At 54.6% G+C, this 23,795-nt stretch carries 24 protein-coding genes; 9 read left to right on the forward strand and 15 right to left on the reverse strand.

Translation table 11 applies throughout. The annotated features are described in order from the left end of the window. Window positions 1-25: 25 nt before the first annotated feature. The 7 genes from NR302_RS17040 to pmbA form a co-directional block, all read right to left on the reverse strand. Complete coding sequence (locus NR302_RS17040; RefSeq protein WP_258144045.1) at window positions 26-673, reverse strand: DUF4310 family protein; 648 nt, start codon at window positions 671-673, stop codon at window positions 26-28. Window positions 674-685: 12 nt separating this feature from the next. Further along, complete coding sequence (locus NR302_RS17045) at window positions 686-1,462, reverse strand: DUF4311 domain-containing protein (RefSeq protein WP_007892190.1); 777 nt, start codon at window positions 1,460-1,462, stop codon at window positions 686-688. A gap of 27 nt (window positions 1,463-1,489) precedes the next feature. Next, the gene (locus NR302_RS17050; RefSeq protein ID WP_008103551.1) at window positions 1,490-1,786 is read right to left on the reverse strand and encodes a DUF4312 family protein; all 297 of its coding nucleotides are present in this window, start codon (window positions 1,784-1,786) and stop codon (window positions 1,490-1,492) included. 2 nt (window positions 1,787-1,788) lie between these two features. Beyond that, on the reverse strand, window positions 1,789-2,145 hold the full coding sequence (locus NR302_RS17055; protein ID WP_008103553.1) for an SFCGS family glycine-rich protein: 357 nt from the start codon (window positions 2,143-2,145) through the stop codon (window positions 1,789-1,791). Window positions 2,146-2,162: 17 nt separating this feature from the next. Continuing rightward, entirely contained in the window at window positions 2,163-2,501 is a 339-nt protein-coding gene (locus NR302_RS17060; RefSeq protein ID WP_008103555.1) for a glycine dehydrogenase, read from the reverse strand. Window positions 2,502-2,754: 253 nt separating this feature from the next. Then, window positions 2,755-3,144, reverse strand: coding sequence for a cytochrome b562 (gene cybC, locus NR302_RS17065; protein ID WP_258144046.1), 390 nt, complete (start codon window positions 3,142-3,144; stop codon window positions 2,755-2,757). A 73-nt stretch (window positions 3,145-3,217) separates the two neighbouring features. Next, window positions 3,218-4,558: a metalloprotease PmbA gene (gene pmbA, locus NR302_RS17070; RefSeq protein WP_008103558.1), complete on the reverse strand. Its 1,341-nt coding sequence runs from the start codon at window positions 4,556-4,558 to the stop codon at window positions 3,218-3,220. Between the two features lie 115 nt (window positions 4,559-4,673). Between pmbA and yjgA the strand changes: the two genes are divergently transcribed. After that, window positions 4,674-5,216, forward strand: coding sequence for a ribosome biogenesis factor YjgA (gene yjgA / locus NR302_RS17075; RefSeq protein ID WP_258144047.1), 543 nt, complete (start codon window positions 4,674-4,676; stop codon window positions 5,214-5,216). A gap of 86 nt (window positions 5,217-5,302) precedes the next feature. On the opposite strand, the gene mpl is transcribed toward yjgA, so the two are convergent. Next, window positions 5,303-6,658, reverse strand: a complete 1,356-nt coding sequence (gene mpl / locus NR302_RS17080) for a UDP-N-acetylmuramate:L-alanyl-gamma-D-glutamyl-meso-diaminopimelate ligase (RefSeq protein WP_008103563.1) — start codon at window positions 6,656-6,658, stop codon at window positions 5,303-5,305. Window positions 6,659-6,824: 166 nt separating this feature from the next. Here mpl and fbp point away from each other — a divergent pair, with 166 nt between their 5' ends. Beyond that, window positions 6,825-7,832: a class 1 fructose-bisphosphatase gene (gene fbp, locus NR302_RS17085; protein ID WP_008103565.1), complete on the forward strand. Its 1,008-nt coding sequence runs from the start codon at window positions 6,825-6,827 to the stop codon at window positions 7,830-7,832. 26 nt (window positions 7,833-7,858) lie between these two features. On the opposite strand, the gene NR302_RS17090 is transcribed toward fbp, so the two are convergent. Further along, a complete protein-coding gene (locus NR302_RS17090) occupies window positions 7,859-8,137 on the reverse strand; it encodes a helix-turn-helix transcriptional regulator (RefSeq protein ID WP_036648151.1) in 279 nt (92 codons plus the stop codon). A 91-nt stretch (window positions 8,138-8,228) separates the two neighbouring features. Here NR302_RS17090 and NR302_RS17095 point away from each other — a divergent pair, with 91 nt between their 5' ends. Continuing rightward, window positions 8,229-8,501, forward strand: coding sequence for a helix-turn-helix domain-containing protein (locus NR302_RS17095; RefSeq protein WP_008103569.1), 273 nt, complete (start codon window positions 8,229-8,231; stop codon window positions 8,499-8,501). Between the two features lie 103 nt (window positions 8,502-8,604). On the opposite strand, the gene NR302_RS17100 is transcribed toward NR302_RS17095, so the two are convergent. Beyond that, a complete protein-coding gene (locus NR302_RS17100; protein ID WP_008103571.1) occupies window positions 8,605-10,167 on the reverse strand; it encodes a methyl-accepting chemotaxis protein in 1,563 nt (520 codons plus the stop codon). Between the two features lie 169 nt (window positions 10,168-10,336). On the opposite strand from NR302_RS17100, the gene NR302_RS17105 reads away from it, so the two are divergent. From NR302_RS17105 to ppa, 3 genes are all read left to right on the forward strand, one after another. Then, window positions 10,337-10,750: a lysozyme inhibitor LprI family protein gene (locus NR302_RS17105; RefSeq protein ID WP_258144048.1), complete on the forward strand. Its 414-nt coding sequence runs from the start codon at window positions 10,337-10,339 to the stop codon at window positions 10,748-10,750. 70 nt (window positions 10,751-10,820) lie between these two features. Next, entirely contained in the window at window positions 10,821-11,270 is a 450-nt protein-coding gene (locus NR302_RS17110; protein ID WP_008103576.1) for a DUF441 domain-containing protein, read from the forward strand. 100 nt (window positions 11,271-11,370) lie between these two features. Beyond that, window positions 11,371-11,901 (forward strand): inorganic diphosphatase, encoded by a 531-nt coding sequence (ppa, locus tag NR302_RS17115; RefSeq protein ID WP_007892166.1) that lies wholly within the window; start codon window positions 11,371-11,373, stop codon window positions 11,899-11,901. A gap of 53 nt (window positions 11,902-11,954) precedes the next feature. Here ppa and NR302_RS17120 read toward each other — a convergent pair whose 3' ends face one another. The 3 genes from NR302_RS17120 to NR302_RS17130 are packed head-to-tail and all read right to left on the reverse strand — an operon-like array spanning window position 11,955 to window position 17,817. Further along, window positions 11,955-12,308: a gamma-glutamylcyclotransferase gene (locus tag NR302_RS17120; RefSeq protein WP_101762883.1), complete on the reverse strand. Its 354-nt coding sequence runs from the start codon at window positions 12,306-12,308 to the stop codon at window positions 11,955-11,957. Between the two features lie 2 nt (window positions 12,309-12,310). After that, entirely contained in the window at window positions 12,311-16,081 is a 3,771-nt protein-coding gene (locus tag NR302_RS17125; RefSeq protein ID WP_258144049.1) for a translocation/assembly module TamB domain-containing protein, read from the reverse strand. After that, window positions 16,078-17,817 carry an autotransporter assembly complex family protein gene (locus NR302_RS17130; protein ID WP_179452050.1) on the reverse strand — a complete coding sequence of 580 codons (1,740 nt, stop codon included), beginning with the start codon at window positions 17,815-17,817 and terminating at the stop codon, window positions 16,078-16,080. Before NR302_RS17130 ends, NR302_RS17125 begins: the two co-directional genes overlap by 4 nt. Before the next feature lie 452 nt (window positions 17,818-18,269). Here NR302_RS17130 and NR302_RS17135 point away from each other — a divergent pair, with 452 nt between their 5' ends. Then, window positions 18,270-19,607, forward strand: coding sequence for a hemolysin family protein (locus tag NR302_RS17135; protein ID WP_008103583.1), 1,338 nt, complete (start codon window positions 18,270-18,272; stop codon window positions 19,605-19,607). A 76-nt stretch (window positions 19,608-19,683) separates the two neighbouring features. Here the strand turns inward: NR302_RS17135 and NR302_RS17140 are convergent, their stop codons facing one another. Then, window positions 19,684-19,890, reverse strand: a complete 207-nt coding sequence (locus NR302_RS17140; RefSeq protein ID WP_007892150.1) for a DUF1107 domain-containing protein — start codon at window positions 19,888-19,890, stop codon at window positions 19,684-19,686. Window positions 19,891-20,204: 314 nt separating this feature from the next. Between NR302_RS17140 and NR302_RS17145 the strand changes: the two genes are divergently transcribed. Continuing rightward, window positions 20,205-20,768, forward strand: coding sequence for a YtfJ family protein (locus NR302_RS17145; RefSeq protein ID WP_008103585.1), 564 nt, complete (start codon window positions 20,205-20,207; stop codon window positions 20,766-20,768). A gap of 34 nt (window positions 20,769-20,802) precedes the next feature. Here the strand turns inward: NR302_RS17145 and cysQ are convergent, their stop codons facing one another. After that, window positions 20,803-21,549 (reverse strand): 3'(2'),5'-bisphosphate nucleotidase CysQ, encoded by a 747-nt coding sequence (gene cysQ, locus NR302_RS17150; protein ID WP_154154959.1) that lies wholly within the window; start codon window positions 21,547-21,549, stop codon window positions 20,803-20,805. 293 nt (window positions 21,550-21,842) lie between these two features. Here cysQ and NR302_RS17155 point away from each other — a divergent pair, with 293 nt between their 5' ends. Continuing rightward, window positions 21,843-23,789 carry a bifunctional 2',3'-cyclic-nucleotide 2'-phosphodiesterase/3'-nucleotidase gene (locus tag NR302_RS17155; RefSeq protein ID WP_258144050.1) on the forward strand — a complete coding sequence of 649 codons (1,947 nt, stop codon included), beginning with the start codon at window positions 21,843-21,845 and terminating at the stop codon, window positions 23,787-23,789. Window positions 23,790-23,795 lie beyond the last annotated feature (6 nt).

Here is a 23,795-nt window from a genome sequence, read left to right on the forward strand (position 1 = left end):
CGCCATTCATGGCGACCGTCCAGCATCAGAGAGAGATTGGGAACATCGCACCCAACACCATCGCGCCCAAAATCGCGCCGCCGGTGATCGGCTTATTCCACAGGTAGAACAGCAGCGCGCCCACCAGCGAACCGAGGCCAATCGGAATCGACGCAGCCATAGCCGACAAGATAATCAACGGCCCAAGGAAACGGCCCGATGCGTTACCCGCGCCCATCATCACGTCGGCGCCGTAGGTTGAGTCGCTCTGATTGATGGTGAACTTACGCGCCAGGATGATCAGATAACCAATCGCCAATCCCACCACCAAACCGGTGGCCAGTGAAGCGGCGAAGTTGGCGACCGGGAACACAATGCCTGCACCAAGCAGCAGCGCAGGTACGCCAAGGCCGACGCCGGTCTGGATCGCGCCGCCGATATCGAGAATCCCCACCAGCGAACCTTCGATAATGCGCGCGAACAGGAAGCTGGCACCGAATGCAGCCACCGCGCCGTACACCCCGGTTTCCATACCGGAACGCAGCATCGAGACAAACGCCACTTCGTTAAAAGCACCAATGCCGTACAGGTAATACATGTGCGTACCGGCAAACACGCCGGACGAGAGCAGGCCAACAAAAATCGGGAAAGACCAGTCGGCGTACCAGAACCCTTGGTTTTCGGTTTCGTTCATGCTGATGGCTCCTTATTTGCCGCTGACGCTGTTGTGGATCATATCCAGCCAGCCCGGAATACCCAGTTGGAAGGATTGCAGCAGTTTCATGTCGAAACCGCGGAAGAAGCCGCTCAAAGCAAACAGCAGCACGATGGCGAACATCATCACTTTGGTGACTTTGTTCCAGCCGCTCTCTTCCACACCTTTACCGATCAGGATACCCAGCACCAAACCCGGTACGGCGTTGCCCATGATCAGCTGCGCCAGGCCGCCGAAGATGGTGGCCCAGAAGCCGGATTTCTTACCGGCATCAATCGCTGCCAGCCAGAAGATCACTGGCATCACGGTGTTCACCAGCAGGTTAGCTGCCGGCACCAGCACTTTCACTGCGGTGACCTGCAAGGCCGCCGGAACTGCAGATGCGGTGCTGTTAAGGAAGGCCACCACAATCATGCCGATGATGCCGCAGGCAATCGCCATGCGTTTCGGGTTGTGCAGCGTTTCCGCCACGTTGCGGTTTTTCACCATCAATGCCGCCGCGCCCCAGTTCGGCAAAATGCGGTGATCGACGTCCTGCGTGAAGGAACCCGCTGCAACGGATGAAGCCCAGGCGTTAAAGAAGAAGCCGAGACCAAAGGAGAAGTGCGATGCTGGATCGCCTTCACAGGAATTGAGTTCACCCAAGGTACGGAACGCGCCCATACCTTGCGTGGTCGGTGCGTGGAACATGCGCGCTGCGCCCGCTCCTACCCCGACGCCAACCAATCCACCAATGATTAACGACTTAAACAAAATGATTAAAAACATGTCGTCGTACCCTTGTTGTCGTTTTTATTAAGTCGCTATGAAGTCCACCTTGTCGGTGTCGATCACAGTGACGCTGACGGTAATTTCCAGCTCAACGCTGTAATTCCGTCGCTCACGCGCGAGGAAGAAGAACAAGAATTTTTCCTTGCGCACGCTCTCCTGCGCGCGCAGCACCCGCACATCCATGGGTTCAATGCGCAACAGAATCTTTTGGCTGGTGCGCAGCACTTGCTGCTGCACCTTGCTCAGCGCATCGGCAAAGGCTTTTGCTTTACTGTCGCCTTTGCCCTGCACCGTTACCTGCGTCTCGTATTGCTGTTTCATACTTAGCTGCCGTGTTTTTTAGTCCAGGCCTGCACCAGACGCTCACCCAGCTCTTCTTTATCCATAAAGCCGAAGCCCAGCACGGTGGCACCTTCATTGATGGCGGTAACGCCTTCGTCAATCGAACGCATGCCGTGTTTGGCTTTGTAGCCATATTTGTTCTGCGCGGTAATCGCACCGGCGCCGCCGCTGCCGCAGAAGGAGATGCCGAAGTCAGCGTTTTCCGCTTTCATTACGTCGCCCAGCTTCATGTCGGCTGCCACGCCCGGCACCACCACCGCACGACCACCGGCTTTCTCGATGCCCGCAGCTACTTTCTGACCTTTACCCAGACGATCGCCAATCACTACAGTTACCATGTTGAATTCCTTAAAATTTAAGCTTCGTTTGCACGTGCAACTTCGATATGTACGGATAACAGCCAGGCTTCCTCTTTGGGCAGATTGCCAAACAGATCAACTACCTGCTGCGCCAGCGCCATGGTTTCCGGCGAGATATCTTCAAACAGCTCAGCTTCTACTTCCGGCAGCGCTTCGCCCGTCAGGGAGCGCGATGCCATCGCCCGGACATGCGAAGCCAGCATCTGCTGCTGCACGGCGTTGGCTTCGATGTGATGCGCGGCGTAGATCGCTGCAATTTGGCTTAACACCTTATCCGCCAGCGCCTGAATCGCTTCCGGCGTGCTCTGTTTCAGCGGGACAGCTTCACTCCTCACCTTGTTACTCCTGTTTACAGCGGACAATTACAGATAATTCGCGTTGAAAAGAAATTACGCTTTCCGCTGCAGGCTGTTGAGACGCATCTTTTCCACCTCAAAGTGGAAATCCCACGGGCGAGTGTGCGCCAGATCTCAGGACGCACGAAGTGTGCGAAACCGGTCACAAAATGCGAGAAATGATTGATTTACGCGGGTTAAAACGGAGAGAAGGCAAAGAGGAATAAGGCCAGCCGCAGGGCTGGCCGGTTTATCAGCGGAATTTCTTATGGTTGGCGTTGCGAATATCTTCCAGTTTCTTCGCTTCAGCCTTGGCTTCGTCCAGCTTGTTGGCTTGCGCCAGCTGATCGACCACATCGATCTGAGCAATCAGTGAATCCAAACCGGCGTGATAATCCTTGATCTGCGCGCTATCGGCCGCCTGACCTTCCAGTTTTTCCGGCGTGGATTGCTTAGCATCCGTCGCCGCCTGACGCATTTTGCCCAACGCAGTGTGCATTTCCTGCGCGTCGGAGGTTTTCTTCACCACGCTCAGACCATCTTTAAGCGCATCCATATCTTTTTCTAAATCGGCCGCAAACACGCTAGCCGTGGAGAACAACAGCGATAACGACAACACTGCAATCACATGCTTATTACGCATTGGTATTTCCTTTTATTATTGTCGGGCCAAAAAAAAAGCAGCCTTGCGGGCTGCTTTCAGAAAGCGATGACTCTTATTGTCCGGCGATTTTCATCTCCGGCAGCAGCACCGAACCGCATTGTATATTGCTGCGGGTTTCAATGTCGTTACCGACGGTTACCATATTGAGCCACATATCCTTGAGGTTGCCAGCGATTGTGATCTCGCTCACAGGATATTGAATCTCACCGTTTTCCACCCAGAAACCGGATGCACCGCGTGAATAGTCGCCGGTCATACCGTTGATGCTAGAGCCCATCATCTCGGTTACCACTAAACCGGTGCCCATCTGCTTCAGCATGTCGTCAAAGCTGTGGCCCTGGCCGGCAATACGCCAGTTGTGGATGCCGCCTGCGTGGCCGGTACTCTGCAAGCCCAGCTTGCGCGCCGAATAGCTGGTTAACAGCCAGTTCTGCAGCACGCCATCTTTAATGATGTCACGCGATTGGGTGCGCACGCCTTCGCTGTCGAATGGCGTGGACGCCAGGCCTTTCAGCAGGTGCGGATGCTCTTCAATAGTCAGCCACTCCGGCAGAATCTGCTTACCGAGCGAATCGAGCAGGAAGGTCGATTTGCGGTAGACGCTGCTGCCGCTGATCATGCCCACCAGATGACCAAACAAACCGGTCGCCACTTCCGGCGCAAAAATTACCGGCGCTTTCATGGTCGAGAGCTTGCGCGGCGCCAGACGTGCCAGCACGCGGCGGGCGCACTCGGCACCGACCCAATCGGCGCTTTTCAGATCGTCAAAAGAGCGGCCAATGGTGTACGCGTAATCGCGTTCCATGTTGCCATCCTGCTCTGCAATCACACAGCTTGAAAGCGAATGGCGGCTTGAGCAGTAGCTCTGCAACATGCCGTGGCTGTTGCCGAAGACTTTGATGCCAACGTGGCTGTTGAAGCTGCCGCCTTCGGTATTGGTGATGCGCTTGTCAGCTTGTAATGAAGCCTGTTCTGCCTGAGCGGCCAGTTCGATAGCGCGATCGGCATCGATCTCCCACGGATGGTAGAGATCGAGATCCGGCGCTTCAAACGCCAGCAGTTCGGGATCGGCCGGTGCGCCGAACGGATCCACCGAGGTGTAGCGCGCAATGTCGATCGCTGCCTGCACGGTGCGTTTGATCGCATCCGGGCTGAGATCGGTTGAGGAAGCGCTGCCTTTACGGTTTTGATGGTAGACGGTGATGCCGAGCGCACCATCGCTGTTGAATTCGACGTTTTCCACTTCGCCATAGCGGGTACTGACGCCGATGCCGGTAGTTTTCGTGACCGCCACTTCAGCACCATCGGTGCTGGCTTTTGCCAGTTCCAATGCCTGCGCGACAGCCTGTTCCAACACTTTACGTTGTTCTGCAACCTGAGTAGATACGTTCATCGACCTGCCGTCTAATCTTAAGTATGAATTGTTTGAGTCTATCAGACTCAGAGAACAATTTCGCAGTCGCCCGATAAACTGGTAGGATTAGCCTCTTTTTTTTGGGAGCCAAGAGATGACCAAGCAGCCCGATGACTGGCTCGACGATGTGCCGGATAATAATGACGAAGAAGACGAAGAGATTATCTGGGTCAGCAAAAGCGAAATTAAACGCGATGCCGAAGAGCTGAAACGCCTTGGCGCCGAGTTAGTTGATCTGGGGAAAAATTCCCTCGACAAAATTCCACTCGACGAACAACTGCGCGACGCGATTGAACTGGCGCAGCGCATCAAGAAAGAAGGCCGCCGCCGTCAGCTGCAGCTGATCGGTAAGATGCTGCGTGCCCGCGATGAAGATCCGATTCGTCAGGCGCTGGATAAGCTGAAGAACCGTCACAACCAGCAGGTTGCGCTGTTCCATAAGCTGGAGATTTTGCGCGATCGTTTGATCGAGCAAGGTGATGACGCGGTCGCTGAGGTGTTTAACCTCTATCCGCACGCCGATCGTCAGCAACTGCGCAGCATGATCCGCAACGCGCAGAAAGAGAAAGCCACCAATAAGCCACCAAAATCTGCCCGCCTGATTTTCCAGTATCTGCGCGAGCTGGCAGAAGCTTAAGCTTTCTGCGGACATGAAAAAGGTCGGCATGAATGCCGACCCTACGATGTCTTGTTGCAGGGTGGCCATTTATGGCCACCGCACCATCACCGCCCTAACCGCTCCAGCAGTTTCTGGTGAATACCACCAAACCCGCCGTTACTCATCACCAGAATCGAATCGCCTGGCTGGGCTTTCTTCGCCACCATTTCCACTAGCGTATCGATATCCGCGCTCCACTGCGCCGGCTGAATGCACGCCTCGGCCACATCGGAAACCTGCCACGGAATATGGTGCGGCTGGAACAGGAACACTTCGTCTGCGCGACCCAGCGATGGTGCTAACTCGTTCTTGCTCACGCCCATCTTCATGGTATTTGAACGCGGTTCCAGTACCGCCAGAATGCGTGCCGTGCCGCCCACTTTGCTGCGCAGCGCCGCCAGCGTGGCGAGAATCGCAGTCGGATGGTGAGCAAAATCGTCGTACACCTTGATGGCGTTCACTTCACCACGCAGTTCGAGACGACGACGGGCATTAATGAAGCTGCTCAGCGCTTCACCCGCATCCACAGGTTTCACCCCGACATGACGCGCCGCCGCAATCGCCATCAGGCCATTGTGCATGTTGTGCTCGCCCACCAGCGCCCAGTTCACTTCTCCAACTTTCTCGCCGTCGAGCCAGATCTCCCAATGTGACGAGTCCGGCGTCAGCTTTTTCGCCTGCCAGTGACCGTTATCGCCCACGCTTTCCTGCTCGCTCCAGCAGCCCATCGCCATCACTTGCTTGATGTTGTTATCGTGCTCCGGCAGCAGGATCTTGCCCTGGCCCGGTACGATGCGGATCAAATGATGGAACTGCTTCTGGATGGCGCGCAGATCGTCAAAGATATCCGCGTGATCGAATTCGAGATTGTTGAGGATCAGTGTGCGCGGGCAGTAATGCACAAACTTGGAACGCTTGTCGAAGAACGCGCTGTCGTACTCATCCGCCTCGATGACGAAGAATGGACTTTTTCCTAATTTTGCCGAAACCTCGAAGTTTCCTGGCACACCACCGATGATAAAGCCCGGTTCCAGGCCGCAGGCCTCGAGAATCCACGCTGCCATGCCGGCTGTGGTGGTTTTGCCGTGGGTTCCCGCCACCGCCAGCACCCAACGATCGCGCAGCACGAAATCGTGCAGCCATTGCGGGCCAGAGAGGTAAGGAATGTTGCGTTCCAGTACCGCTTCCACACAAGGATTGCCGCGCGTCATCGCGTTACCAATGATCACCAGATCCGGTTGCGGATCGAGCTGGCTGGCATCGTAACCTTCTGTCAATTCAATGCCTTGCTGTTCCAGCAACGTGCTCATCGGCGGATAGACATTGGCGTCTGAGCCGGTAACTTCATGTCCCAGCGAGCGTGCCAGCATCGCCAGTCCGCCCATGAAAGTGCCACAAATCCCGAGGATGTGAATACGCATAAAGAGATCCATTACTCAAAAGTTCGGCGCACAGTGTAACGCCGAGTTGAGAGGGAAGAAACGGATTAGGACTATGGTTTTTAAAGTTCAATCGGCTAAACTGCGCTCATACGTTGGTAGCTTGTTACAGCTGCTGCCACTCCATCGTAGATGCAGGGAATGTGTTATGAAAACGTTAGGCGAATTCATCGTCGAGAAGCAACACGACTTTCCACACGCCACAGGTGAACTGACGGCGCTGATTTCTTCCATTAAGCTTGGCGCTAAAATTATCCACCGCGACATCAATAAAGCGGGTCTGGTGGATATTCTGGGTGCCAGCGGCGTGGAAAACGTGCAGGGTGAGCAGCAGATGAAACTTGATCTGTTTGCCAACGAAAAGCTGAAAGCCGCCCTGAAAGCGCGCGGCGTAGTAGCCGGTATCGCGTCGGAAGAAGAAGACGAGTTCGTCATCTTTGAAGGCTCAGAGAATGGCAAATACGTTGTGTTGATGGATCCACTGGATGGTTCTTCCAATATCGACGTTAACGTTTCCGTCGGCACCATTTTCTCAATCTACCATCGCATCAGCGAGCCGGGCACGCCAATCACCGAAGCTGACTTCATGCAGCCGGGCAACAAGCAGGTTGCAGCGGGTTACGTGGTTTACGGTTCTTCCACCATGATGGTTTACACCACCGGCGTGGGCGTGCATGCGTTTACTTACGATCCGTCGCTCGGCGTGTTCTGCCTGAGCCACGAACGCATGACCTTCCCGGAGAAGGGTTACACCTACTCGATCAACGAAGGTAACTATATTCGCTTCCCGCAGGGCGTGAAGAAATACCTGAAGTTCTGTCAGGAAGAAGATATCGCCACCAAGCGCCCGTATACCTCGCGCTACATTGGTTCACTGGTGGCCGATTTCCACCGTAACCTCTTGAAAGGTGGTATCTACCTTTACCCAAGCACCGCAAGCCATCCGAAAGGTAAGTTGCGTCTGCTGTACGAATGCAACCCAATGGCCTTCCTGGCGGAGCAAGCGGGCGGTAAAGCCAGCGATGGTGCTAATCGCATCCTCGACATCCAGCCAGAAACGCTGCATCAGCGCTGCCCGTTCTTCTGCGGCAACGACGCGATGGTGGGCGACGTTGAACGCTTCATCCGTGAATATCCGGACGACCATTCAGCGTAATTTTTTCCCGCTGTACCAAGCCCGCCTTAGTGCGGGCTTTTTGTTTTCATATTTCTGATTTTGGCCTGCCGATCAATTAACGCGCCATCTTCCGCATAATAACGACTCGGCCAAATTTCTGCGGGTGAAATACCAATCGCTTCGGCAATTAATAATTCCCCTTTTGGCCACGGCCGCACTAATGCATTGGCGAGCGTGGTTGAACATAATCCAGATTGCCGCGACACCGCCGCCATTGAAGTTCCTTTCTTTCGCAGAGCAGCAATAATATCGGCAGGATGCCAGTCTTGTTTTGCATTATTCACGTAACTCTCCTTAGTCCGCTTATCTGTTCTATTTACGATACTACGTTACTCGTAGTATCTGACAAGCAGTAAATCTACGATTCTCGTAGCCATGAAATCGACCTCCTCTCTCCAGCTAACCTTCCAAAGACGCTTGAAACAAGCGCGTCTGGCTAAGGGTTTGTCTCAAAAAGGATTGGGGATTGCGGCGGGGATCGATGAGTTTGTTGCCAGCACGCGAATTAATCGTTACGAGAATGGAATTCATCAGGTTGATTTGGATACAGCGCAGCGATTGGCGGACGTATTAGAAATACCCGCAGCTTATTTTTACGCGGAAGATGATGCGCTAGCGGAAATCATTCGCACGCATAAAAGTAATTAAATTCCGGCTTAATGATTCGCTACGTCTAAATACGCGCTGCGATAAATTGATTATTGGGTCGCAATTTATAGCGACCCAACTTATTTCACACCTATTAACTTTATTACGCCGCAGACACGCGGAATTGCGCCATCGAATCCTGCAACTGCTGCGACTGCGCTTCCAGCGACTGCGTTGCGGCGCTGGCCTCTTCGACTAACGCGGCGTTCTGCTGCGCAGCCTCATCCATCTGCGTCACCGCCTGATTCACCTGCTCGATACCGCGACTCTGCTCTTCCGAGGCGATGGAGATCTCTTTCATCAACGTGGTGACACGCATTACTTCGCTGGAGATCTCATCCATGGTTTCACCGGCGCGCGTGGCCATGTCGCTGCCCTCTTGCACTCGCGTCTGCGATTCCGCGATCAGCTCGCGGATCTCTTTGGCGGCGGTAGCGCTGCGACCGGCCAGCGTGCGCACTTCATTGGCGACCACGGCGAAGCCGCGGCCTTGTTCACCTGCACGCGCGGCTTCGACCGCAGCATTCAGCGCCAGAATGTTGGTCTGGAAGGCAATGCCATCAATCACGCTGAGGATGTCGCCAATGCGATTGGAGCTTTGAGTGATCTCCTGCATCTTCTCCATCACGTAGCCAACCACTTCGGCACCACGATCGGCGCTGTCGGAGACATTGCTGGCAAGCTGATTGGCCTCTTTGGCATTGCTGGCATTGAGACGCACGGTGGCGGTGAGCTGTTCCATGCTGGCGGCGGTTTGCTCCAGCGAGGCGGCTGACTCTTCGGTACGCTGGGAAAGATGCACGGTGCCTGCCGCTAATTCGCGGCTGCCCACATCAATCTGCAAGCTGGCTTCGCGCACCTGACTGACCGAACTGCTAAGCGCCAGCTGCATATTCGCCAGCGCCTGATTGAGACGACCTAACTCATTCTTTCCGGCGGCTGGCAGCGGCTGTGATAAATCGCCCGCCGCAATTTGCTCCAGATGCAGAATTGCGCCGTCGAGTGGACGCAGCAGCAGACGACGCAGCAACTGCCAGGCCAGCGCAATCAGCAGCAAGGTCAGCGCCACGGAAACGCCAATCAGAATCTTCAGCTGCAGCTCATCATGCGCGGCCTGCGCCAGACGCGCCGCCGAGACTTCATTGGCGTAGATGCTAAAATCATTCACCGCTTTCGAGTAACTGGCCGCCAGCGCCGACTGTTTGCCCTCCAGCACCTGATAATATTCATCGGTGTACTGCTTTTTCAGGGCATCAATCATCGGCGTGATGCCCTCTTTCTCGTACGCGTTATAGGTCGCGACGACGGCATCAGCCAGCGTTTTGCCGTGAGCGGTGACCGTTCCGGCCTCCACAAAGGCCTGCAAATACTTATGAGAACTTTCTACTGCCGCCTGGGTTTGTTTGGTGACAACATCGCCGTCATCCAGTAAACCAATTTCAATTTTACGCACCGCCAATGCAGCGTTGGCGCGAGCGCGCATCAGTTCGGAACGACTTTGATACAAGGCGTTGAGCTCAATCCCCTGTATGCGGTTGAGCGCATCCAGTGATTGATTGCCTGCGTTGATGGCCGAGATGCCCATCGCGCTGACTGCCAGCAGCAGCAGCGTCATAAAAGCCAAAAGCGTGAGTAATGCAGTACGAATTGATAGCTGTTTGAACATGATTATCCCCGTTTGCAAGAAAAGGCAGAAATCCGCTAGCCCTAAAACGGAAAGATTATCGGCAGTTGATCGCGGAAACTTTATCCATTGTTGATGGTCAATTGGCTGACGATCACCCAGACTTCACTTTTACTGAAGTCTGCCCCAGCAAAATTTAAGGATTGAAACGATGAAAAAATGGCTCTCGATGGCGTGTTTGTTGGTCAGTGGTTTTGCTGCAGCGCAACAAAATCCTATCGATCAACAGCTCGAGCAGTGTCTGAATAAGGAATCCAGCACCGCCGGCATGTCTCAATGCTACGGCACGGCCAATAAAGCCTGGGATAAAGAGATGAACGCGCAGTACACCCAAGCGATGAAAAAATTAACTGGCGCGCCTAAAGACAAATTGCGCAGCGCCCAGCGCGCGTGGCTGACTTATCGTGACAGCTGGCTGGATGCCAGCCGCAGCTATTTTGTTAGCAGCCAGGGCACGATGGCCGCGCTATCGGTCGGTGCGCAGGGCGTGAGTCTGGTGCGCAATCAGGCGCTGATGTTGCAATCAATTAACAAAGGCAGTTGCGCCAACCCCGACGATTGTTGATTAATGTAAGCGTTTAATACGCTTAGCGCTGGCATCGGCCAGCGCGCCCATTAATCTGCAGGGAGAAACCATGGCTGCTTATGCCTCCACCATCATTCTTGTTTGCCTCGCCGTCCTCAGCTATTTCGTTCATAACAGCGCCGTTACCATTTCGATTCTGATCCTGCTGGCGATTAAGCTCACTCCGCTGTCGCAATTCTTTCCCTATGTGGAAAAACAGGGCATTCAGATCGGCATTATCATCCTCACCGTTGCGGTGATGGCGCCGCTCGCCAGCGGCACGCTGCCGGCTTCTTCGCTGTTGAAATCGTTCGCCAACTGGCAATCGATTATCGCGATTGTGGTGGGCGTTTTTGTCGCCTGGCTGGGCGGACGCGGCGTCAACTTTATGAGCGTGCAGCCGTCGGTTATTGGTGGGCTGTTGATTGGTACGGTGATTGGCGTGGCCTTCTTTCGTGGTGTGCCGGTCGGACCACTGATTGCTGCGGGGATCGTCTCGCTGTTTGTCACCGCGAAGTAGCGCCTTGGAGCATTCCGAAACGCCAAAAAGGGGGCATACTTTCAGAGTCAGTTGGCTATAATAGCCGTCACTCAACATATGACTAATGAAGGAAAGCCAGATGAGTTTGAACCAGGTGCCTGCAGGTAAAGAGTTGCCAGAAGATATCTACGTTGTCATTGAGATCCCGGCTAATGCCGATCCGATCAAATATGAAGTCGACAAAGAGTCTGGCGCCCTGTTTGTAGACCGTTTCATGTCTACCGCCATGTTCTATCCGTGCAACTACGGTTACATCAACCACACGCTGTCTCTGGATGGTGATCCGGTTGACGTACTGGTGCCAACCCCGTATCCGCTGGTGCCGGGCTCAGTGATCCGCTGCCGTCCAGTTGGCGTGCTGAAAATGACCGACGAGTCTGGCGAAGATGCCAAACTGGTTGCGGTTCCGCACACCAAGCTGAGCAAAGAGTACGATCACATCAAAGATGTGAACGACCTGCCAGAGCTGCTGAAAGCGCAGATCACCCACTTCTTCGAGCACTACAAAGATCTGGAAAAAGGCAAATGGGTGAAGGTTGACGGCTGGGACAACGCAGAAGCGGCCAAAGCTGAAATCATCGCCTCTTACGAGCGCGCGCAGAAGAAATAAGCCTCTTTTCTGCCATGCATAAAAAAACACCGTCCATTGGACGGTGTTTTTATTTATGCCTCTGTTTCGCCATCTCGCCTTAACCAGTCACCGCTCGCGATATGCGTGCGACCCGCGACTGAACGCTGATAGACATACAGCCAGGCACTGCCGTAAGGCGTCTGAATAAGCTGGCGTTTGTATTCGCCATTTTTGGTGCGCAAGGCATCAAGTTCGCCGAGCGTGCTGGCGTCAATGCGATACACCTCGCAATAGACGCTGCCTTCTCCTTCCACCACGCCCGGATAGTGACCCAGATTGTAGAGATCAAACCCCACAATCTGATGGTCGCCGAGCCACTGCGCATTCGTCATCCAATGACTGTTTCCCTGTTTGCGCCGTAAACTGCCATAGACAATTATTCGCATTGCTAAAACTCAAACTGATAGAGCAGATCCAGTGCCTGATCGAGACCCGACACGGCTTCTAAATAGAGTTTGGGCATCAGGCGATAACGCAAGGTTAAGGTCGCCAGTGAATCAAATATGCCAACACCGTATTTTACTTGTAGACCCGGCAACACGTAACCACTCACCTGCACCTGCTGGCTATCGCCTACGCCAGCGGTATCAACCGCGAGATTACTGACACCGAAGGTCTCGCCGATTTTACCCACAACCTGACCACTTTGCGCAACCCCCAATCCAACAAGCGCTGAAGTTAATGCGTTGCTGTCGCCATCGCTGTTGAGTCCCTGACCACGTAACAGGTAAGAAAGCGCTTCCTGCTGCGACATCGCCGGATCGGAGAACACTTCCACTTTCGGCTCATCCGCCAGGCCGGTTACGCGTAATCCGGCGGTGACATCGTCTTCGGTAGCCTCTGGATTACGGATCGCCTCGAGGTTGACGTAAGGCTGATCCGGCGGCCCAGCGAACTGCAGCTCACCTTTACGCACCACCAGATCCTGACCATACGCATGGAAGCGGCCGGATGGGATATTGATCTGGCCGTTTAAGCCCAGGCCATTTTTATCCTGCACCAGTTTGAGATCGCCATTCAGCTTGGCTTTCAGGCCAAACGCCGAAAGGCGCACATCATTACCGACGTGGATCACCAGATTGCTGTTAATCGGTATCGCGGCGGTTTTCGGCTGAATCGGCTTGAGATTTTGATCCAGCATCACCTCATCAGAAGAGACGCCGGTGGCGCTTTCCGGCACTTCCTGCACGGTGATGCGCGCCCACGGAATATCCACTCTGCCGTCGAGACTGAATGCGGCTGGTGTGGCCTCAAACACCAGATCCGGCGAGACATCCATGCGCACCATCGGCGGCACGGTGACGCGGATGCGGCTGCCTTGCGCTGCAACGCGCGCACGCCAGTTATCCAGCTGGCTCCAGTCGGCGTTACCGCTCAGGTTAAGATTGCCTTGCGCCGTCTGAATCATGCCGTTGAGCGTTGAGCTCATGCCGTTGAACACCATGTTGAGATTGGCGGCGGTGAGATCGACCGGCATAAAGCTGCCATCGACATCCACATCGCTCAGCCCCAACTGACCAAACACCTGCGGCTGCTGCAATGTGCCGCCAAGGCGCAGATTGCTGTTCAGATTGCCTTTGATTTTCTCGCCCTGCATCAGCGCCGGATTCAGCATCGCCAGCGAAATATTGCTGATGCCAATGTTGCCCGACAGCTGACGCTGGTTCTCCGGATCTGCGATCTGCACATTGCCGCTCAGCTGGCCGTTGTTGACGATATGGATCAGCCAGTCAAGCTGGGCGCGACCGTTACGCAGCGCGGCATTCAGGTTCAGCGTATCGAAGGCGATCGGCAAGGTGTTGCCCTGCACGTCCTGCTCCACTTTCACGCCGCTGCCTTTCAGCGCGACGGTGCCGGTTGGCAGCGCGCCGTCGGCGGTCCAGTTGACGCGCGCATCACCGCTGAACACGCCGTTCAGTTTGGTGGCATCGGTGAGGAACGGTTTGATCATCGCCAAATCGAAGCGGTTGAGCACCACATGCGCATGTCCGCTGGCACCGGCTTCAATCGGTTCCGGTACGCACAGCTGCGCGTTCGGATTCTGCCAGCAGTGCGGCCCAATGGTGGCGGTTTGCTTGCTGTTGAGGTAATCAATCGCCATCGCGCGCGTCAGTCGCCATTCGCCTACCGGCGTGTCGAAACGCGTGTTGTTGAGATTGCCCTGCCAGCGTTCGGTTTTGCGATCAAAGCTGCCGTTCAGCGCCAGCTGACCGGAAACCGGTTCGCCCTGTACGTCGAGCTTCAGCTGATGCTGCTTTTCGTTGCCGTCAGCGTTCAGCGTCAGCAGATTCACTTTCAGCGCATCCTGCTGCAATTGTTCCACACGCAGTTGCAGCTTACCGGCGATCTGATCGCTGGATTTCACATCGCCCTGTAACGCCACACGACGGATTTGCAACTGCTGCCAGCGCAAACCGGTAGCGGTGAGATCGGCCAGCAGCTGCGGCGCCTGTAAAGTACCGCGCGCTTTGACTGTGCCTTTGGCGACGCCGCCCAGGCCCGGCAGCGCGTTATCCAGATTTGGCGCATCAATGTTGGCATCAAGGTTAAGCGTGTCGCCCAGCTCGCCTTTCACGTCCAGATGGTTGCGGCCCAGCGCAATGTTAAGACCGGGCACTTTCCACTGGTTGTAGCTGTTGCCGGTCAAGGTACCTTTGGCGCTCACCGCGTTCTGTTTGACGTTCCCTTTCAGCTCCAGCTGCGGCACGCTGAGCTGCCATGTTCCGCCGTACAGGCTGCCGCGCGTGGCAATTTTGCCATCCAGCTTCGCTGGCCAATCCGGATACTGTTTGGCGGTGTTGATGCCGGAGAGCGTCAATTCGCTGCGCCAGCTGATGGCTTTGCTCCAGTCCACCAGCGCCGTCAGATCGATATTGCCCTGCAGCGCCGCCACGCGCAGCTTATCGAGGTTGAACTGCTGCTCGTTGCCTTTGCCGTCCAGCGCAATAGTCGCGGGCGGCACGCCTTCGCCTTTCACTGCGGTGCGCAGCGACATCACGTAATCGGTGGCTTTGCCTTTGAACTGATAATCGAGATTATCCGCCTGATACTGCACCGCGCCGGTGAGCGGCCAACGCAGCTGCGGGCTGGTGAGTTTCAGCGCCAGCGGTAAACCGGCAACCGCAAGTTGAGTGGTCGCATCCAGCTGCGCACGCACTGGACCGGAAAGATTCAGCCCAAGTTTCAGCTCATCACGCATCGCACCCGCGAGGTTCATTTTGATCTTCTCGCCCTTGATCGGGTCGAGATTGAGCGTGCCGTTAAGCGCGAAATTCACCGGCCAGTTATCGGCCAATGTTGCTTCACCGCTGGCGTTCACCTGCCCTTGCGGCGAATCGACATCGAAGGTTTCCAGCTGCAGATGGCGATCGGCGGTTTTGGCTTTTAACAACAGACGCGTGATTGATACGTCGGTATCGCCGGTAATGCGCAGCTGTTCACCCAGCAGCTCCTGCACGGTGATATCCAGCGGCAGCTGGAAGTCCGGCATGTCTGGTAACAGCGGCTTAGCGAACATGGCCTGCAACGTTTCTCCCAGCGGCTTTTCATCCGGCTGCGGCTGCTGCACTTTTGGCTGCACCACTTGCTCATCTACCACTTTGGCCGCTTTCGGCAGCGCAATCAGCAGGCTTTGGATATGAGTTGGCGTCAGCGTCAGCGCGCGATCCTGCCACTGCAGTCCGGTGGTGAAATCGAGCAGGGAAATCGCCGTGTCATCAACTTTAACGTTGATGTTGTGCAGCCCAACTTTGCTGAGCGTAATCGGATACGGCGTGCTGAGATTGGTGCTGCCGCTCTGCTCTTCCGGCGGCGGTGCGCTGGCCGGCGCCATTTTTTTGCTATCCACCACCACGCTGACATCCTGCAGCGCGATGTCATTCACACACACTGACGAATGCAGCAGGCAGTTGAGATTCAGCGCCAGATGAAAACGTCCGGCATCCACGCTGACGCCCGGCATTTCATACTTCACGCCGCTTAGCGTCAGGTCGCGCCAGCCACCTTCAATCTGTTTGATCGACAAACCTGGCACCCAGCGATCGGCGCCTTTCAGCAGCAGATGCAAACCCGGCGTGGTGCCCACCAGAAACGCGATGCTGCCAAACAGCAGCACCAGAAAAATACCGATGCCAATCAGGACCTTTTTCCACAGCTTCATAGTTCAGGCCCCAATCCTACATAAAATTGCAATCCATGCTCCTTGTCGTCGCCAATCGGCCGCGCGATATCAAACTTGATCGGCCCTACCGGAGATGACCAGCGCACGCCGAAGCCGGCGCCGGTTTTCAGGTTGCTCTGCTTGATGTCGTTGACCGCTTCACCAGAATCGACGAACACCGCGCCCCACCATTTGCCGGTCACATTGTATTGATACTCAAGCGAGCCGGTAGCCATTTTCGAGGCGCCGGTTAGCTTGCCATTGTCATCACGTGGCGATACGTCTTTGTATTTGTAACCGCGAATACTGCGATCACCACCGGCGAAGAAGCGCAGATCCGGCGGCACTTTGTCGAAGTCGTTGGTTTCAATCCAGCCAACATTGCCGCGCGCCACAAAGCGATGCTTATCGGCGAGCGTGCGAATCCAGACGTTTTGCGCCTGCAGGATGACGAAATCAACGTCCGAACCCCATGTGGTATCCGACACGTCGACCGAGTAACGCTGCGAATCGCCCCACGTAGGCATCAAACCGCCGCGCGAACGGGTGCGGTTCAGGCTGACGCCCGGATAGAGCAGCATGGTGGTGTTGGTGACGCTGGCCTGGGTAAAGTGATCGAGGCTCCAGCGCAGGTTGATCGCCTTCTGCCAGCCGCTGCTGCTGTCCCAATTACGCGACATCGCCAGCGTGGTGGTATCGGCTTTGGTGTCGTTGAGATCGGTGCGCTTCACGCCGCCGGAGAAGGTGTAATACTGCTCGAGCGGACTTTTCAGCAGCGGAACTTTGTAGCTGAGATCGAGCTGCTGCTCCGGCGCAGAGACGTAGGCGCTGGCGGCCAGGCTGTGGCCGCTGCTGTTAATCCACGGTTTTTTCCACGTGCCTTTAATGCGCGGCCCGACATCGGTGGAGTACCCGACGCCGGTTTCAATGGTGTTTTCCACGCGTGGCGATACCACCGCATTCAGCGGCAGCACTTTGGTTTGACGGCCTTTATCAAATTCAGGCGCGACCACCACCGAGTTGAACCAGCCAGTTGCCGATAAGCGGCGGTTGAGTTCCGCCAGATCGCGCGAGCTGTAGTGATCGCCCTTTTTGAACGGCACCAGATTTTGCAGATAGGCTTCGTCGATTTGCGAGCCCTGGAAACCGACATCGCCAAAACGGTAGCGCGGGCCGCTATCGTAATTGATGTCCCAGAAGGCTTCGCGTCGTTCGACTGAAACGCCAAGCTGGCTTTGCTTAAAGTCACCGTCGAAGTAACCATTACGCAATGCCAGGCTGGAGAAGCCGTTTTTAAATTTGTCGTAGTCGCCGTGATTGAGCTGCGTACCGACTTTCGGCGTGCCCTGTTTGACCCAGGCTTGATAATCCTTGTCGGTGCGGGCTTCACCTTCAATCACGATGGTGCTGCCGCCGATCTTGACTGGTTCGCCGGGCTTAACGTGCGCGATCAATACCGGACGACCACCTTGTGGCGGTGCCGGGCGCGATTCGAAATCGATCTCAGGTTCGTAATAACCCAGCGCACGCAGGCCTTCTTTGATCGCTTCTGCAACGCGCGCCTGGAAACGCCCGTCGTTCGACACCTCGTCAGTGCCGATAGTGGACAAGCGTGCCCTGACGTTCTTCTGTAAATCCCCGGTAAGACCGTCCAGTTGCAAGCGCACTTTGGCTGCCTCAACGGCAGGTGCAGCAAGCAACAGGCTGGCCAAACAATAAATATGAAATCGTGGCACACGTACTCCTGTTAATAATGCCGGCCCCTATTCCGCAGGGGCGTTTATTCTCTGGAAGGGTATCATCACCGCGCGTGTACCCATCAGCATAGCCGCCTTTTTTCTGCCTATCGGCGTAAACCCAGCGACTAAGCCAAATTGTGACCTATTGTCGGTAAATGGAGGAAGCGATACAACTGCCACGCCATTCTTCTGCGCCTGACAGCCGCTCACTCGGATTAATCCGAGCGCTTATCATGCCCCTATAGCGGCATGATAAGCGCTGCTGCTATAATCAGCGACCAGCAGGCCTCGCCTGCATCTTTTTCTGCCCCGACGTTAACCTTATCTTGTCGATATGGCGCAGACATTTTTGGCACGGATAGCCTGTTTGACTGGCAAGTACCGGACGTACGCCCACTCCCGCGCTGCCCAGGCCAAAAATGACAAGTGATTAACCCAACGGATCTTTTATGCTCGATAGCTTGCTTGTCATTCTTTTACTGATAGTCATCAGTTCATTTTTTTCCCTTTCGGAGATCTCGCTGGCAGCCGCCCGTAAGATCAAGCTGAAGCTGCTGGCTGACGAAGGCAACATCAATGCCCAGCGTGTACTGAAGATGCAGGAACAACCTGGCATGTTCTTCACCGTGGTGCAGATTGGCCTGAATGCCGTTGCCATCCTCGGCGGTATCGTCGGCGATGCCGCCTTCTCGCCCGCCTTTAATAGCCTATTCAGCCGCTTCGTGGCACCCGAATTGGCTGAACAGCTCAGCTTTATCTGCTCCTTCACCATCGTAACCAGCCTGTTTATTCTGTTTGCTGACCTGACGCCAAAACGCGTCGGCATGATTGCCCCGGAAGCGGTGGCGCTGCGCATCATCAACCCGATGCGCTTCTGCTTAGTGGTGCTGCGTCCGCTGGTGTGGTTGTTCAACGGCCTGGCGAACGTCTTCTTCCGCCTGTTCAAACTGCCGATGGTGCGGAAAGACGACATCACCTCAGACGATATTTATGCGGTGGTCGAAGCCGGTGCGTTGGCGGGTGTGCTGCGTAAGCAGGAACATGAGTTGATTGAGAACGTGTTTGAGCTGGAATCACGCACCGTGCCGTCATCGATGACCTCGCGCGAGAATGTGGTGTGGTTCGATTTACACGAAGATGAAACCACGCTGAAAACCAAAATTGCCCAGCATCCGCACTCCAAATTCATTGTCTGCGATGGTGATATCGACCACATCGTCGGTTATGTCGATTCCAAAGAGCTGCTGCTGCGTGTGTTGGGCAATCAAAGCCTGACGCTGAATAGCGGTGTGAATATTCGTTCTGCGCTGATTGTGCCGGATACGCTGACGCTCTCCGAAGCGCTGGAAAGCTTCAAAACCGCCGGTGAAGACTTCGCGGTGATCATGAACGAATACGCGCTGGTGGTCGGCATCATTACCCTGAATGACGTGATGACTACACTGATGGGCGATTTGGTGGGCCAGGGCCAGGAAGAGCAGATTGTCGCGCGTGATGAGAACTCATGGCTGGTGGAAGGCGGAACGCCAATTGATGACGTGATGCGTGTGCTGGATATCGATGATTTCCCGCAATCTGGCAACTACGAAACCATCGGCGGCTTCATGATGTACATGCTGCGCAAGATTCCGAAGCGTACCGACTTTGTGAAGTTTTCCGGCTACAAGTTTGAAGTGGTGGATATTGATAGTTACCGCATCGACCAGTTGCTGGTCACGCGTATTGATGAACGCCCGCCGGTGCTGAATGTGACCAAAAATACGGTGGATGATACAGAATCACTGTAGGGTCGCCATTCATGGCGACCAACCAACAACCGCACAAAAAACTGAGGGCGCCATCGGCGCCCTTTCTTATGCTTACTTAGTTGTACTCGGCTTGCAGCCGCAGCACCTGGCGATTGATTTCTGACATCACGCTGAGATGCTGTTTATCTTTGACACGCGGCAACATCACTTTGCCTTTATCAAACTCGAACGCGCCCACATCCTTGATGTACAACCTTCCTCTAAATAGCGTTTTTACATATTTCGCAATTTGCAGCGGATTATAGCGCTGGAAGATCTTCATGCTGTTTAACTCCTGAAAATGTTTAATACGCTCCGTCGTGACCAAATTTGGTACGAACCCATGAAGCGCAAATGAGGCATAACTATAGAGCATCCTTTCTTACCAATGTTCCGAAAAGGTGAATTATTTACTGAATTGACACATCATTACAGAATACTCTGTTATCAGCCTCACGAAACCCAGTATAAACCTTCACTCATTATGGAATTGTGGCATAGGTTGCAAACCTGTTAACTCATTGCGACAGACGCATCATCCATGCCTAATATTGCAGGAACATGAACAACTGGTCGGATCACCAAGGAGTTTGATAAATGCGTTTGAGACACACTGTGATAGCACTGGCACTACTGCTGCCTGGCCTGGCTTCGGCACATGCATTCAAACTGGGTGAACGCGTGCCCGCTGTTGGCGTTAACGACAAAGGAGAGCTGGTTTATCAACAAGATGAAGATAAGTTTAGCTATAAATCCTGGAATAGCGCGCAGCTGAGCGGAAAAGTTCGCGTTATCCTGCACATTGCCGGTCGTTCTTCGGCGAAAGAGCAGAACGCGGCGTTAATTGAAGCCATCAAAGCCGCGCATCTGCCGCACGATCGTTATCAAACCACCACTATCGTCAATACCGATGATGCGATTCCTGGCACCGGCATGTTTGTGCGCAGCAGCATTGAGAGCAATAAGCAGCAGTATCCGTGGTCGCAGTTTATCGTCGATAGCAACGGCAGCGCGCGTCAGGCATGGCAATTGGAGAAAGGGGGATCGGCGATTGTAGTGCTGGATAACACCGCACATGTGCGTTACGTCAAAGATGGTCCGCTGACGCAGGATGAAGTGCAGCAGGCGATGAAGTTAATTCATGAGTTGTTGCAGAAGTGAGTGAAGGTCGCCATAAATGGCGACCCTACAAATCTTAAAACAGTGATACGCGGAAACCAGGATTGAGGAACGATTCGCGCGGGGCGTAATCGAGAGTTTTGCCCTGCCAATCGTGGACATGCGCGCCGGCGGCAATCGCCACCGCATGGCCTGCGCCGGTATCCCAGATGTTAGTTGGCCCGAAGCGCGGATAAAGCTGCGCGCTGCCTTCGGCCACCAGACAGAACTTCAGCGATGAGCCAATTGCGGTGGTTTGATGCTCGCCAAGCTGATGCAGATACTCCTGCAACTCGGTATCGCTATCAAAATGCGAACGGCTTACCACCACCAACGGTGGACGCGCTTCACGCGCGTGGATCTGCGTCTGATGGCCGTTTTCTTCTTTCCAGGCTTTACCTTCAGCAGCCGAATACATCACGCCCAGCACGGGCGCGTACACCACGCCCAACACTGGTTTGCCGTTTTCGATTAGCGCGATATTGACCGTGAACTCGCCGTTGCGCTTGATAAACTCTTTGGTGCCATCCAGCGGATCGACCAGCCAGTATTTCTGCCAGTGCTGACGGACGTCCCAGCTCGGTGGATCCTCTTCAGACAGCACCGGCACCTCCGGCGAAAGCGCCTTCAGGCCTTGCACAATAACGCGATGCGCCGCGAGATCGGCCGCGGTGACTGGAGAATCATCCGACTTGCGGGTCACATCAACCGGCTCTGCACCGTTATAAACCTGCATAATGGCATCGCCCGCATCACGCGCCAGCTGACAAATTTTATCTAACATTCTTTACCTCTTTTCTGCTGATTCTGCCCGTCAGACACCAACCGCCAATCTGTTCTTATTTTAGCAGTTGTCATTCAACAGCCTGCGACTGCGCTGTCTGCTCCGGCAATCTATATGATTATCAATACCATAGTTCATCAGCGGCGGCTATGGCGGGATGCTGAATGCGCTTTTACCGCAGCCCGGCGGCAGATATTGGATGAAAGTCCGAGCTTCATCACAAATTGAAATGATAATTCGTCATGGTTTTACATTATTTTGAGAGGCCCATTGGACCGAACAAGGAGCAAGCGATGTTCAAAGCGAGCATGTCGTTATTGGCACTCTGTATTACTGCCGCCACGGTACAGGCTGCTACGGTGGATTTACGCATTCTGGAAACCACCGATCTGCACAGCAATATGATGGATTTCGATTATTACAAAGATACGCCGACGGAGAAGTTCGGCCTGGTGCGCACCGCCACCTTAATTCAGCAGGCGCGCGCCGAAGCGAAGAACAGCGTGCTGGTCGATAACGGCGATATTATTCAGGGCAGTCCGCTGGGCGATTACATGGCGGCGAAAGGGCTGAAAACGGGCGAAGTACATCCGGTGTATAAAGCGATGAACACGCTGGATTACACGGTCGGAAACCTCGGTAATCATGAATTCAATTACGGCTTACCCTATCTGCAAAAAGCGCTGGCCGGCGCGCGTTTTCCTTACGTCAATGCCAACATTATCGACGAGAAAAGTGGAAAACCGCTGTTTACGCCCTACTTAATCAAAGAAACCACGGTAACAGACCGTGACGGCAAGCCGCATACGCTGAAAATTGGTTACATCGGCTTCGTTCCGCCACAGATTATGGTGTGGGATCGCAACAATCTGCAGGGAAAAGTACGGGTTGATGACATCACTGAAACAGCGAAGCGTTATGTGCCGGAAATGCGCGCAAAAGGTGCTGAAATAATCATCGCTATTCCGCATTCCGGTTTGAGCAGTGAACCCTATCACGCCATGGCAGAAAATTCGGTTTACTACCTCAGCCAGGTTCCCGGCATCAACGCCATCATGTTCGGCCACGCTCACGCGGTGTTCCCGAGCAAAGAGTTTGCGGCAATTAAAGGCGCTGATATCGCCCAAGGCACGCTCAACGGTGTTCCGTCGGTGATGCCTGGCATGTGGGGCGATCATCTTGGTGTGGTCGATCTGGTGCTGAATAATGAGGGCGGCAAATGGCAGGTCGCGCAGGGCAAAGCCGAAGCACGCCCAATTTATGACAGCGCAGCGAAAAAATCGCTGGCGGCTGAAGATGCCGATCTGGTGAAAGTGCTGGAGCAGGATCACCGCGCTACGCGCGAGTTTGTTGCCAAACCGATCGGTAAATCTGCCGACGTGATGTACAGCTACCTGTCGCTAGTGCAGGACGATCCTACTGTGCAGATCGTTAACAACGCGCAGCGCGCTTACGTTGAGCATTTTATTCAGGGCGATCCTGATCTTGGTCGCTTGCCGGTGCTCTCCGCCGCCGCGCCGTTTAAAGCCGGTGGTCGTAAAAACGATCCCGCCAGCTATGTCGAAGTGGAAAAAGGTAATCTCACCTTCCGTAACGCCGCCGATCTCTATCTCTATCCCAATACGCTGGTGGTGATGAAAGTCAGCGGCGCGCAGGTGAAGGAGTGGCTGGAGTGCTCAGCGGCGCAGTTTAATCAAATCGATCCGCACAGCAGCAAACCGCAATCGCTGATTAACTGGGATTTCCGCACCTATAACTTCGATGTGATCGATGGCGTGCAGTATCAAATCGATGTCACACAACCGGCGCGCTATGACGCGGAATGTACGCTAATCAACAAAGGGGCTTCGCGCATTAAGGATCTCAGCTGGCAAGGCAAGCCTATCGATCCTGATGCCACTTTCCTGATTGCCACCAATAACTACCGCGCTTACGGCGGCAAGTTTGCCGGTACCGGCGATAAGTATGTTGCTTTCGCCTCACCAGATGAGAACCGCTCGGTGGTTGCCGCCTATATCAGCAGCGAAACCAAAGCGCATGGCGAAGTGAAACCGCAGGCCGATCACAACTGGCGTTTAGCACCGATTAATAGCACCACGCCGCTGGATATCCGTTTTGAAACCGCGCCTGGCGAAAAAGCGACGAAATTTATCGAGCAGCATGCCGATTACCCGATGAAAGCCGTGGGCAGCGATGAGATAGGTTTTGCGCTGTGGCAGGTGGATTTGCAGAAGAAATGACTAATA

It is taken from the genome of Pantoea sp. SOD02 (genome assembly GCF_024707505.1).
Lineage (GTDB): Bacteria > Pseudomonadota > Gammaproteobacteria > Enterobacterales > Enterobacteriaceae > Pantoea > Pantoea symbiotica.

Bases quoted from the DNA above. Each gene is read 5' to 3' on its own strand.
- NR302_RS17145 (WP_008103585.1), top strand. From the start codon at position 20,205: ATGCGTTTGAGACACACTGTGATAGCACTGGCACTACTGCTGCCTGGC.
- NR302_RS17095 (WP_008103569.1), top strand. From the start codon at position 8,229: ATGAAATCGACCTCCTCTCTCCAGCTAACCTTCCAAAGACGCTTGAAA.
- yjgA (WP_258144047.1), top strand. From the start codon at position 4,674: ATGACCAAGCAGCCCGATGACTGGCTCGACGATGTGCCGGATAATAAT.
- NR302_RS17120 (WP_101762883.1), bottom strand. From the start codon at position 12,308: ATGCGAATAATTGTCTATGGCAGTTTACGGCGCAAACAGGGAAACAGT.
- NR302_RS17110 (WP_008103576.1), top strand. From the start codon at position 10,821: ATGGCTGCTTATGCCTCCACCATCATTCTTGTTTGCCTCGCCGTCCTC.
- pmbA (WP_008103558.1), bottom strand. From the start codon at position 4,558: ATGAACGTATCTACTCAGGTTGCAGAACAACGTAAAGTGTTGGAACAG.
- NR302_RS17100 (WP_008103571.1), bottom strand. From the start codon at position 10,167: ATGTTCAAACAGCTATCAATTCGTACTGCATTACTCACGCTTTTGGCT.
- NR302_RS17040 (WP_258144045.1), bottom strand. From the start codon at position 673: ATGAACGAAACCGAAAACCAAGGGTTCTGGTACGCCGACTGGTCTTTC.
- NR302_RS17045 (WP_007892190.1), bottom strand. From the start codon at position 1,462: ATGTTTTTAATCATTTTGTTTAAGTCGTTAATCATTGGTGGATTGGTT.
- fbp (WP_008103565.1), top strand. From the start codon at position 6,825: ATGAAAACGTTAGGCGAATTCATCGTCGAGAAGCAACACGACTTTCCA.
- NR302_RS17050 (WP_008103551.1), bottom strand. From the start codon at position 1,786: ATGAAACAGCAATACGAGACGCAGGTAACGGTGCAGGGCAAAGGCGAC.
- cysQ (WP_154154959.1), bottom strand. From the start codon at position 21,549: ATGTTAGATAAAATTTGTCAGCTGGCGCGTGATGCGGGCGATGCCATT.
- NR302_RS17140 (WP_007892150.1), bottom strand. From the start codon at position 19,890: ATGAAGATCTTCCAGCGCTATAATCCGCTGCAAATTGCGAAATATGTA.
- cybC (WP_258144046.1), bottom strand. From the start codon at position 3,144: ATGCGTAATAAGCATGTGATTGCAGTGTTGTCGTTATCGCTGTTGTTC.
- ppa (WP_007892166.1), top strand. From the start codon at position 11,371: ATGAGTTTGAACCAGGTGCCTGCAGGTAAAGAGTTGCCAGAAGATATC.
- mpl (WP_008103563.1), bottom strand. From the start codon at position 6,658: ATGCGTATTCACATCCTCGGGATTTGTGGCACTTTCATGGGCGGACTG.
- NR302_RS17155 (WP_258144050.1), top strand. From the start codon at position 21,843: ATGTTCAAAGCGAGCATGTCGTTATTGGCACTCTGTATTACTGCCGCC.
- NR302_RS17055 (WP_008103553.1), bottom strand. From the start codon at position 2,145: ATGGTAACTGTAGTGATTGGCGATCGTCTGGGTAAAGGTCAGAAAGTA.
- NR302_RS17105 (WP_258144048.1), top strand. From the start codon at position 10,337: ATGAAAAAATGGCTCTCGATGGCGTGTTTGTTGGTCAGTGGTTTTGCT.
- NR302_RS17135 (WP_008103583.1), top strand. From the start codon at position 18,270: ATGCTCGATAGCTTGCTTGTCATTCTTTTACTGATAGTCATCAGTTCA.
- NR302_RS17125 (WP_258144049.1), bottom strand. From the start codon at position 16,081: ATGAAGCTGTGGAAAAAGGTCCTGATTGGCATCGGTATTTTTCTGGTG.